This window comes from Inhella sp. (assembly GCF_027532025.1).
Lineage (GTDB): Bacteria > Pseudomonadota > Gammaproteobacteria > Burkholderiales > Burkholderiaceae_C > Inhella.
Genome location: NZ_JAPZSY010000076.1, coordinates 1 through 9022, shown reverse-complemented (window position 1 = coordinate 9022; position 9022 = coordinate 1). Strand labels below are relative to the sequence as shown.

At 68.5% G+C, this 9022-nt stretch carries 11 protein-coding genes and 1 pseudogene; 10 read left to right on the top strand and 2 right to left on the bottom strand.

Annotated elements, in window-relative coordinates:
- The 7 genes and pseudogenes from O9335_RS10705 to dut form a co-directional block, all read left to right on the top strand.
- Positions 1 to 391 (top strand): annotated as a pseudogene (locus O9335_RS10705) (deoxyribose-phosphate aldolase); the annotation flags it as partial.
- A 3-nt stretch (positions 392 to 394) separates the two neighbouring features.
- Positions 395 to 1705 carry a thymidine phosphorylase gene (gene deoA, locus O9335_RS10700; RefSeq protein WP_298387712.1) on the top strand — a complete coding sequence of 437 codons (1311 nt, stop codon included), beginning with the start codon at positions 395 to 397 and terminating at the stop codon, positions 1703 to 1705.
- A complete protein-coding gene (gene trmB / locus O9335_RS10695) occupies positions 1702 to 2448 on the top strand; it encodes a tRNA (guanosine(46)-N7)-methyltransferase TrmB (RefSeq protein WP_298387709.1) in 747 nt (248 codons plus the stop codon). The genes deoA and trmB overlap by 4 nt, the downstream gene beginning before the upstream one ends.
- 25 nt (positions 2449 to 2473) lie before the next feature.
- A complete protein-coding gene (locus O9335_RS10690; protein WP_298387705.1) occupies positions 2474 to 3520 on the top strand; it encodes a histone deacetylase family protein in 1047 nt (348 codons plus the stop codon).
- An 80-nt stretch (positions 3521 to 3600) separates the two neighbouring features.
- Positions 3601 to 4017 carry a hypothetical protein gene (locus tag O9335_RS10685; RefSeq protein ID WP_298387702.1) on the top strand — a complete coding sequence of 139 codons (417 nt, stop codon included), beginning with the start codon at positions 3601 to 3603 and terminating at the stop codon, positions 4015 to 4017.
- A gap of 22 nt (positions 4018 to 4039) precedes the next feature.
- Positions 4040 to 5248, top strand: coding sequence for a bifunctional phosphopantothenoylcysteine decarboxylase/phosphopantothenate--cysteine ligase CoaBC (gene coaBC, locus O9335_RS10680; protein WP_298387698.1), 1209 nt, complete (start codon positions 4040 to 4042; stop codon positions 5246 to 5248).
- The gene (dut, locus tag O9335_RS10675) at positions 5245 to 5700 is read left to right on the top strand and encodes a dUTP diphosphatase (protein WP_298387695.1); all 456 of its coding nucleotides are present in this window, start codon (positions 5245 to 5247) and stop codon (positions 5698 to 5700) included. Before coaBC ends, dut begins: the two co-directional genes overlap by 4 nt.
- 93 nt (positions 5701 to 5793) lie before the next feature.
- Here dut and O9335_RS10670 read toward each other — a convergent pair whose 3' ends face one another.
- Complete coding sequence (locus O9335_RS10670) at positions 5794 to 6318, bottom strand: peptidylprolyl isomerase (protein ID WP_298387693.1); 525 nt, start codon at positions 6316 to 6318, stop codon at positions 5794 to 5796.
- A 31-nt stretch (positions 6319 to 6349) separates the two neighbouring features.
- Between O9335_RS10670 and O9335_RS10665 the strand changes: the two genes are divergently transcribed.
- The 3 genes from O9335_RS10665 (at position 6350) to O9335_RS10655 (ending at position 8356) form a co-directional block, all read left to right on the top strand.
- Positions 6350 to 7495: a cupin domain-containing protein gene (locus O9335_RS10665; protein WP_298387691.1), complete on the top strand. Its 1146-nt coding sequence runs from the start codon at positions 6350 to 6352 to the stop codon at positions 7493 to 7495.
- Complete coding sequence (locus tag O9335_RS10660) at positions 7462 to 7986, top strand: hypothetical protein (protein ID WP_298387689.1); 525 nt, start codon at positions 7462 to 7464, stop codon at positions 7984 to 7986. The genes O9335_RS10665 and O9335_RS10660 overlap by 34 nt, the downstream gene beginning before the upstream one ends.
- A gap of 172 nt (positions 7987 to 8158) precedes the next feature.
- Positions 8159 to 8356: a hypothetical protein gene (locus tag O9335_RS10655; RefSeq protein ID WP_298387687.1), complete on the top strand. Its 198-nt coding sequence runs from the start codon at positions 8159 to 8161 to the stop codon at positions 8354 to 8356.
- A 157-nt stretch (positions 8357 to 8513) separates the two neighbouring features.
- On the opposite strand, the gene bamC is transcribed toward O9335_RS10655, so the two are convergent.
- Positions 8514 to 9022: outer membrane protein assembly factor BamC (bamC, locus tag O9335_RS10650; protein WP_298387685.1), on the bottom strand; the 509-nt coding region annotated here is incomplete at its 5' end.

The following is a 9022-nucleotide window of genomic DNA, read 5'->3' as shown; positions in this document are numbered from 1 at the left end:
CCACGCCAGCCAGCCGCTGACCTTGAAGGTCATCATCGAGAGCGGCGAGCTCGGCAGCGAGGCCCTGATTCGCCGGGCGACCCAACTCTCGCTCAACGCCGGCGCCGATTTCGTCAAGACCAGCACGGGCAAGACGCCGGTCAGCGCCACGCCCCAAGCCGCCCGCGCCATGCTGGACGAGATCGCGATCAGCGGCCTGGGCAACGCTGGCTTTAAAGCCAGCGGCGGCATCCGCACCGTGGCCCAGGGCCAGGTCTACATCGACCTGCTGACCGAGCGCCTGGGCGCCGACGCCCTGCCGCGCTTGCGCATCGGCGCCAGCAGCCTGCTGGACGACATCGAGGCCGTGCTTGGCGGCACCGCCCGCGCCACCCACGCCCAAGGCTACTGACCCATGCTGGCCCAAGAAATCATCCGCACCAAGCGGCAAGGCGGGGCGCTGAGCGTGCCGCAAATCGAGGCCTTCGTGCGCGGTCTGACCGACGGCGGTTGGAGCGAAGGCCAAGTGGCCGCGCTCGGCATGGCCATCTTCCTGAAAGGCATGGGCCGCGACGAGGCCGTGGCCCTGACCCGCGCCATGCGCGACAGCGGCCGCGTGATGCACTGGCCCGACATGCCCGGCCCGGTGGTGGACAAGCACAGCACCGGCGGCGTGGGCGACAAGATCAGCCTGATGCTCGGACCTTTGGTGGCCGCCTGCGGGGGCTACGTGCCCATGATCGCCGGCCGCGGCCTGGGCCACACCGGCGGCACGGTCGACAAGCTGGAAAGCATCGCCGGCTACCAAACGCGGCCGGACGCGGCACTCTTCGATGCCACCGTGCGCCGCCTGGGCTGCGCCATCATTGGCCAGACGGCCGACCTGGCGCCGGCTGACAAGCGCTTTTACGCGACGCGCGACGTGACCGCCACGGTCGAATCCGTGCCCCTCATCACCGCCAGCATCCTTAGCAAAAAACTGGCCGCGGGCCTGCAGGCCTTGGTCATGGACGTGAAGGTGGGCAACGGCGCCTTTGCCGACACGCCGGCCATGGCGCGCGAACTGGCCGACAGCATCGTGGCCGTGGGCAACGGTGCCGGCATGAAAACCCGCGCCTTGATCACCGACATGAACCAGGTGCTGGGCCACACCGCCGGCAATGCGCTGGAGGTCTTGGAAGCGATCGATTACCTGAAGGGCGTGAACGTGGAGCCGCGCCAGCACGCCATCACCCTGGCCCTGTGCAGCCAGATGCTGGTGCTGGGTGGCCTGGCGGCCGACGAGGGCGAGGCGCAGGCCAAGCTCCAAAGCGCGCTGGACAGCGGTGCCGCGGCCGAGAAGTTCGCGCGCATGGTGGCCGCCCTGGGCGGCCCGACCGACCTGCTGGAGCGGCCCGGCCAGCACCTGGCCCTGGGCCCGGTGCAAAAGCCGGTGCCCGCCCTGCGGGCTGGCGTGCTGGCGGGCCAAGACACCCGGGCCATCGGCATCGCCGTCATCGAACTGGGGGGCGGCCGGCGCGTGGCCAGCGACCCCATCGACCCCCAGGTGGGCTTTGCCGCCGTTCGCCCCCTGGGGTCGACGGTCCAAGCGGGCGAGGCCCTGGCCGTGGTGCACGCGGCCGACGAGGCCGCCGCCGACCGCGCCATCGCCGCCTACCAAGCGGCCTGCCAGATCGCCGAGCAGGCCCCGGCGGCCACGCCCTTGATTGCCGAGGTGATCGGATGAGCGACCCGAAGCACGACGACGCGAGCCCCGCCAAAGCCGCCAACCCGGCCGAGGAGGCCGAGCAGGGCGGCGCGCCGCACCGGCGCATCAAGAGCTTCGTCACCCGCGCCGGCCGCATGGGCACGGGTCAAATCCGCGCGCTGCAAGAGCTGGCGCCGCGCTACTGCATCGCCCACCAACGCAGCCTGGTCGATTGGGACTCCCTCTTCGGCCGGCAGGCCCCGCGCGTGCTGGAGATCGGCTTCGGCATGGGCGACGCCACGGCCAAGATCGCGGCCCTGAAGCCCGAGCTCGACTTCATCGGTTGCGAGGTGCACGAAGCAGGTGTGGGCGCGCTGTTGCAGCGCATCGACGAGGCCCAACTGCCCAACCTGCGCATCGTGCAGCACGACGCCGTGGAGGTCCTGGCCGACATGATCCCCAAGGGCAGCCTGCACGGCGTGCACCTGTTCTTTCCCGACCCTTGGCACAAGAAGCGCCACCACAAGCGCCGCCTGGTGCAGCCGCCCTTCATCGCCGACCTGGTGCAGTACCTCGCGCCCGGTGGCTACTTCCACGCGGCCACCGACTGGGAGCCCTACGCGCAGCAAATGCTGGCGGTGTTGAGCGCTGAACCGCGCTTGCAGAACGCCGCCGACGGCTTTGCCCCCAAGCCCGACTACCGCCCACTGACCAAGTTCGAGGCCCGCGGCCTGCGCTTGGGCCACGGCGTGTGGGACTTGGTGTTCCGCCGCCGCGACTGACGCCCAGGCGGGCGAAGATGCCGCCATGCGCACCGTCTTCACCCCCCTGCACGCCCTGCACGCCCCGGCCACGGAGTTCTTCCGCGGCGAGCGGGTGCCTTGTTTTGAAAAGGTCGACCGGGCTCGCTACGTTCACGAGGCCTTGGTGGCCCGCGGCCACCGCGTCGACGCGCCCGAGGTCGACAGCCGCGCCGTGCTGCCCCAGGTGCACGGCGAGCGCTACCTGGCCTTCCTGGAAAGCGCGTGGGCCCGCTGGCTGGCCTTGGACCCAGCCAACGCCGAGCGCCAGCCATTTCCCTCCACTTGGCCGATTCGCACCTTGCGGGCCGACTGCGAGCCGGCCGAGTTCAGCGCGCAACTGGGCGTCTACAGCATGGACAGCGGCACCCCCATTTGTGCCGGCACCTGGGCTGCCGCCAAGGCCGGCGCCGACGCGGCCGCCACCGCGGCGCGCTGGGTGAGCCAGGGCGAACGCGCCGCCTTCGTGGCCACGCGCCCACCGGGCCACCACGCCGGGCCCGATTTCATGGGCGGTTACTGCTTCCTGAACAACGCCGCCGTGGCCGCGCAGGCCTTGCGCAACGCCGGCGCTGCCCGGGTGGCCGTGCTGGATGTCGACTACCACCACGGCAACGGCACCCAAGCGATTTTTTACGAGCGCGCCGACGTGGCCTTCGTCAGCCTGCATGGCGACCCGCGCACCGAGTTTCCGTTCTTCTTGGGCCACGCCGACGAGACCGGCGCCGGGGCAGGGCGGGGCCACAACCTGAACCTGCCCCTGCCAGCCGGTACCGATGCCCAGTCTTGGTTCCAGGCGCTGGCCCACGGCCTGGCGCACATTCGCCAGAGCCACGCCCAGGCGCTGGTGGTGTCCCTGGGACTGGATACCTTCGAGAACGATCCCATTTCCAAGTTCCGGTTGCGCAGCGACGACTTTTTGCGCCTGGGCGAACGCATCGCGGCCTTGGGTTTGCCCACCGTGTTCGTGCTGGAAGGCGGCTATGCCGTGGATGCCTTGGGTTTGAACGCGGTCAACGTGCTGGAGGGGTTCGAGGCCCAGGCGGCGGTCTGAGCGCGGCATTCGCTTTGCCACTTCAGGGTCTTGCGTCGGCTCAGCACGCTGCACGCTTCAGTGCGGCAGCATGTCGTTCGTTGGACTTGATGGGGGACTGGGCGATGGTGTGGCACGGACTGGCTTGGAGCCTGGTGTTGGTGGTGTGGGGCGTGTGGTCGTTCGCGTGTTGGCTGGCCCAGCTCGTGGTCGGTTGGGATGGCTGGCGGCAGGGTGGCGATTGGGCCGCGCATGTGCCGGAAATCCCCGTGCCCGAGTGGCTGGCCGCGATGCTGGGCTTGGAGTGGGTGCAGGCCTTGCGCAGCGCGCTGGTGGAGTGGGGTCCGGAATTGCAGGGCTGGTTGCAGTCCTGGCCCGATCTTGGGGCTATAGCCAGTGGCTTGGTCACCACCGTTTGGGTCGTTGGTACCGTGGTGCTGGTCTTGGTGGGGCTGGCCTTGAGCGCGTTCATCGCGTTTCTGCGTCGCGCCAGTGCGGCAGCGAAGCGACCTGGCTGAGAGGCGGGCTAGAGTCCGGCCCATGACTTCCACTTTGACGGGCCGGCATCTTGTGCTGGCCCTTTCCGGCGGCATCGCTGGCTACAAGACGGCCGAACTGGTGCGCTTGCTGACCCAGGCGGGTGCCAGCGTGCAGGTGATGATGACCGAGGCCGCCTGCCAGTTCATCACGCCCGTGACGATGCAGGCGCTGTCGGGACGCCCGGTCATCCTCGACCAGTGGGACGCCAGCGCGCCCAACAACATGCACCACATCAACGCCAGCCGCGAGGCCGACGCGATGCTGGTGGCACCGGCCAGCGCCGACATGATCGCCAAGCTGGCGCTGGGCCGGGCCGACGACATCGTCAGCTTGACGGCGCTGGCACGGCCGTTGGAACGCTGCCCGTTGATCGTGGCGCCGGCCATGAACCGCGAAATGTGGGCCCATCCGGCCACCCAGCGCAACGTGGGCCAACTGCGCGCCGATGGGGCTCAGGTCTGGGGGCCCGCTGCGGGCTCACAAGCCTGCGGAGAAGTGGGCGACGGACGCATGCTGGAGGCCGCCGACCTCGCCGAACGCTTGGAGGCTTGGTTCACGCCTCAGCGCCTTGCTGGCGTGCGCGTGCTCATCACCGCGGGCCCGACCTTCGAGCCCATCGACCCCGTGCGAGGCATCACCAACCGAAGCAGCGGCAAGATGGGCTTCGCCATCGCCCAGGCGGCGCAGCGCGCGGGCGCCGACGTCACCCTCGTGGCCGGCCCGGTGGCCTTGGCCACGCCCGCCGGCGTGCGGCGCATCGACGTGCAATCGGCGCAAGAGATGCTGGCCGCCGTGCTGCCTTTGGCGCCCGAACACCGGGTGTTCATCGCCACCGCCGCGGTGGCCGACTGGCGCCCGGCCACCATCGCCGAGCACAAGATCAAGAAAGACGGCAGCGGCGCGGCGCCTGCGCTGGCCTTTGCCGAGAACCCCGACATCTTGGCCACCGTGGCCGCGCTGCCCGGTGCGCCTTACTGCGTGGGGTTCGCCGCCGAAAGCGAAAAGCTGTTGGAGCACGCACAGGCCAAGCGCCTGCGCAAAGGCATCCCCCTCATCGTGGCGAACCTCGGGCCGGCCACCTTCGGCCGTGACGACAACGCCCTGTTGCTGATCGATGCCGACGGCGCGCGCGAACTGCCGCGGGCGCCAAAAACCGATTTGGCCCGCCACTTGATCGACGAACTGGCCCAACGCCTGCACCGCGCATGACCCTCGCCGCCATCGACCTGAAGATCCTCGACCCCCGTCTGGCCGAGCAATTGCCGGCCTACGCCACGCCCGGCAGCGCTGGCCTGGATCTGCGCGCTGCGCTCGATGCCCCGCTGACGCTCCAGCCCGGGCAGACGGAGCTGATCCCCACGGGCATCAGCATCCACATTGCCGACCCCAACTTGGCCGGGCTCATCTTGCCCCGCTCGGGCTTGGGGCACAAACACGGCATCGTGTTGGGCAACCTGGTGGGCCTCATCGACGCCGATTACCAGGGGCCCCTGATGGTGTCGTGTTGGAACCGCGGCACGTCGGCCTTCACCCTTCAGCCCATGGACCGGCTGGCCCAGTTGGTCATCGTGCCGGTCGTGCAGGCGCAGTTTCGCGTGGTCGAGGCCTTTGGCGCCAGCCAGCGTGGCGAGGGCGGGTTCGGCTCCACCGGACGCGGCTGACCCCGCTGCGGGCACGCTCCTGCGGTGTTGTCCTGCCTTGCCGGTGCACCGCGTCGCGGCGCACTCGGCCGCGATCAAAGGCCGTCTCTTGGCTCAGTGCAACGGGCCGTCGGGCAGCTCGCCGTCCAGCAGGTCCACCGGGCTGTCGCCCACGCTGCCCCGTTCGATCTCCTCGGCCGAGGCCTCGCGGATGGCGCGCAACTGCACGTACATGCGCAGGCCGATGCCGGCCAGCGGGTGGTTGGCGTCCAGCACCACATGCTCGGGGTAGACCTCGGTCACGGTGTAGATGGCCTGTGCCGGCATGTCGGGCGTTTGTGCGCCTGGGGGCAAGCCCTCGAAGCGCATGCCGGGTTCGACCTCCGCCGGGAACAAGTGCTTGGGCTCGAAGCACACGAGGCTGGAGTCGTACTCGCCGAAGGCGTCCGCCGGCTCCAGGGCCACGGCCACCTCGGCACCCACGGGTTGGTTCATCAAAGCCTCTTGCACCTTGGGCAACAGGTCATCGCCACCGATCAGGAACTCGGTGGGGTCGTCCAAGGTGTCGATCCATTCGCTTTGCGCGTCTTCGAGTCGCCAGGTCAGGCTGACGACGCAGGGGGAGCTCACTTCATGCATCCGCCCATGTTCGCACAGCACAATGGGCGGCATGACTGAAACGCTGGATGCCCCCCTCGCCCTGCTGGGCGGCATGAGCCCGCAGGGCTTCATGCGGCGACATTGGCAGCGCAAGCCCTTGCTGGTCCGAGGCGGCGCCTGCGATTGGGTCGACCGCCTCCCGCGTGCCGAGCTGTTCGCGCTGGCGGGACGCGACGACGTCGAAAGCCGGCTGGTGAGGCAGCAAGAGGGCCGCTGGCGTCTCGACCATGGCCCCTTCCGCCGTTTGCCAGCCCGCAGCCAACCCGGCTGGACCCTCTTGGTGCAAGGCGTGGAGGCCCACGTTCCGGCTGCCCGGTCGTTGATGGATGCCTTCCGCTTCATCCCAGATGCTCGGTTGGACGACGTCATGGTCAGCTGGGCCGCCGACGGCGGAGGCGTGGGGCCTCACTTTGATGCCTACGACGTCTTCCTCGTGCAAGTGAGCGGGCGGCGTCGCTGGCGCATCGGTCGCCAGAGGCACCTGGATTTGATGGAGGATGTCCCCCTCAAGATCCTGCAGCGCTTCGAGCCGGAACAAGAGTGGGTGTTGGAGCCGGGCGACTGGCTGTACCTGCCCCCTCGCTGGGCCCACGATGGGGTGGCTGAGGCCGCGGACTGCATCACCGCCTCGGTTGGTTTTCGGGCGCCCTCGATGTTGGAGTTGGCCGACCAGTTGCTGGCGCGTCTCTTGGATCCGGAAGGGGACGACCCCAGCGACTTGCGCACCCGCTACCGCGATCCCAAGCAAGCCGCGACCGTGACCCCGGCGCTCATCCCCGCCGATCTTCAGGCCTTTGCGCAACAGGCCTTGCAGCGGGCCGTGAGCGACCCGCAGCGAGTGGCCCGCGCCCTGGGCGAATGGCTCAGCGAACCGAAGGCGCAGCAGGTGTTCGTGCCCCAAGAGGGCGAACCCCTCGGCGGGGTGAGCCTGGCGCCTGCGAGCCGCTTGCTGGTGGACCGCTGGCACGTCTTCTTCAATGGGGATGCGTACCGGGTCTCAGGCCGCGATGCGCGTTTGCTGGCCCGACTCGCCCATCGGCGTTGCTTGTCAGCGGCCGATGTGGCCCAACTCAGCCCGGAAGCCCGGGCCTTGGTGATGGATGCTTTGGAATGGGGGTGGCTATGGCCATTGACGACCAACACACCGATGGGTTGATCGAGGGCCGCCACGAAGGCGTGCCCGAGTTGCGAGCCTTGCGGCGCCGCTTGCTGCTGGCGGCCTGCCAAGGGCAAGCTCGCCGCATCATGGCCTTGGACCCTGACTTCGTCGATTGGCCGCTGTCCGATGTCGAGGTGCTGGATGCACTGGCCCTGTGGGGGCGCAGGGGCGGGCGCTTGGAGTTGCTCTCGCCCAGCTATGAGCAGGCCCATCGTCAGCATGCGCGCTTCATGCAGTGGCGCCTCAAATGGGACCATCTGCTGCGAATCGCCGACTTCGATCCCGGTGAGGCTGGGCCGGATTGGCCCACGTCCTTGTTGGTGGTGGTGGGTGGCGAGGCCAGTGGTGCCTTGCGGGTGCTGGATTTCGACCATGGCCGAGCCTTGTTCAGCCGAGCGGCGACGGAGCGACAGGCAGCGGTCGAGTTGTTTGATGCTATTGCGCAACGCTCAAGCCCGGGATGGCCGTTAAGTACTTTGGGTTTGTGAGTGGAATCCCTCAACATCCCCCTAGAATCGTCGGCTAGGCGTTGAAAGCGCTCGAGGTTTTCAACCCTTTGCTGCGTCACCCAGGTTTGGGGCGCGCGGTGTGGTATTCCAGTGTGAGCTGGGGTGCCGCGAAATCTACCGGTAAAAACGTTTTGTCTTCTAGAGGACCCCAATGAACAAGTCGATCCTGTTCGCCGCCCTGCTGGCTGCTGCTGCCCTGACCGCCTGCTCCAAGAAGGAAGAGGCTCCCGCTCCGGCTCCCGCCGAAACCGCCGCTCCGGCCCCTGCTGCTTCGGCCGCTTCGGCTCCTGCTGCTGACGCTTCGGCTGCCGCCGCTGCTCCTGCCGCTTCGGGCGCTGCCAGCAACTAAGCTGACGGTGATGGGGGGCCCGAAACCGGGCGCCCGATCGAGCAAAAGCCGCCTTCGGGCGGCTTTTGTTTTTCTGCGCCATCGGGGCGCGGCGCACAAGAAAAAAAGCCGACCCGGAGAGGTCGGCTTGGGGTGGCGGCGGGGCCAATCGATCGGGTCAGCGCAAGTCCTGCTGGAGCAGGCCCAAGATGCGCTTGGCCATGGCATCGGTTTGTTGCTGACCTTGGGCGTTTTGGACCGTGACCACTGAGCGATTGCCTTCGCTCTTGACCGACACGCGCAGCTTCGAGGCCGAAGCCGCTTCGGATTTGCCAAACAGGCGGTCGAAGAAGCCGGGCTCTTCCTTGCCAGCTTTGTCGGGGTCTGCATAGCGCAAGAAGAAGAGACCCGCACGACGGTCGCGGTCTTCCAGCGTGAAGCCGTGGCGATCCAGCGATTGGCCGACCCGGCGCCAAGCGCGCTCGAAGTCCTCATTGACGACCAGTTCGTTGGGCACGCGACCCAGGTCAAGGCGCTCCGGCTCCACCACATTGGGCGTGGCTGCCGCTACGGTGGCCTTTTGCTCCGGCGTGGCGATGGTGGCCTTGCCGCCCAGACGCAACAGCAAGCGGCTGAGCATTTCAGCTTCCATTTCCGTGTCTGCCGGCCGGGGCTGCCACGCCGTCT

Excerpts from the sequence above, each read along its gene's own strand:
- deoA (WP_298387712.1), top strand. The coding sequence starts at position 395 with ATGCTGGCCCAAGAAATCATCCGCACCAAGCGGCAAGGCGGGGCGCTG.
- trmB (WP_298387709.1), top strand. The coding sequence starts at position 1,702 with ATGAGCGACCCGAAGCACGACGACGCGAGCCCCGCCAAAGCCGCCAAC.
- O9335_RS10690 (WP_298387705.1), top strand. The coding sequence starts at position 2,474 with ATGCGCACCGTCTTCACCCCCCTGCACGCCCTGCACGCCCCGGCCACG.
- coaBC (WP_298387698.1), top strand. The coding sequence starts at position 4,040 with ATGACTTCCACTTTGACGGGCCGGCATCTTGTGCTGGCCCTTTCCGGC.
- dut (WP_298387695.1), top strand. The coding sequence starts at position 5,245 with ATGACCCTCGCCGCCATCGACCTGAAGATCCTCGACCCCCGTCTGGCC.
- O9335_RS10670 (WP_298387693.1), bottom strand. The coding sequence starts at position 6,318 with ATGCATGAAGTGAGCTCCCCCTGCGTCGTCAGCCTGACCTGGCGACTC.
- O9335_RS10665 (WP_298387691.1), top strand. The coding sequence starts at position 6,350 with ATGACTGAAACGCTGGATGCCCCCCTCGCCCTGCTGGGCGGCATGAGC.
- O9335_RS10660 (WP_298387689.1), top strand. The coding sequence starts at position 7,462 with ATGGCCATTGACGACCAACACACCGATGGGTTGATCGAGGGCCGCCAC.
- O9335_RS10655 (WP_298387687.1), top strand. The coding sequence starts at position 8,159 with ATGAACAAGTCGATCCTGTTCGCCGCCCTGCTGGCTGCTGCTGCCCTG.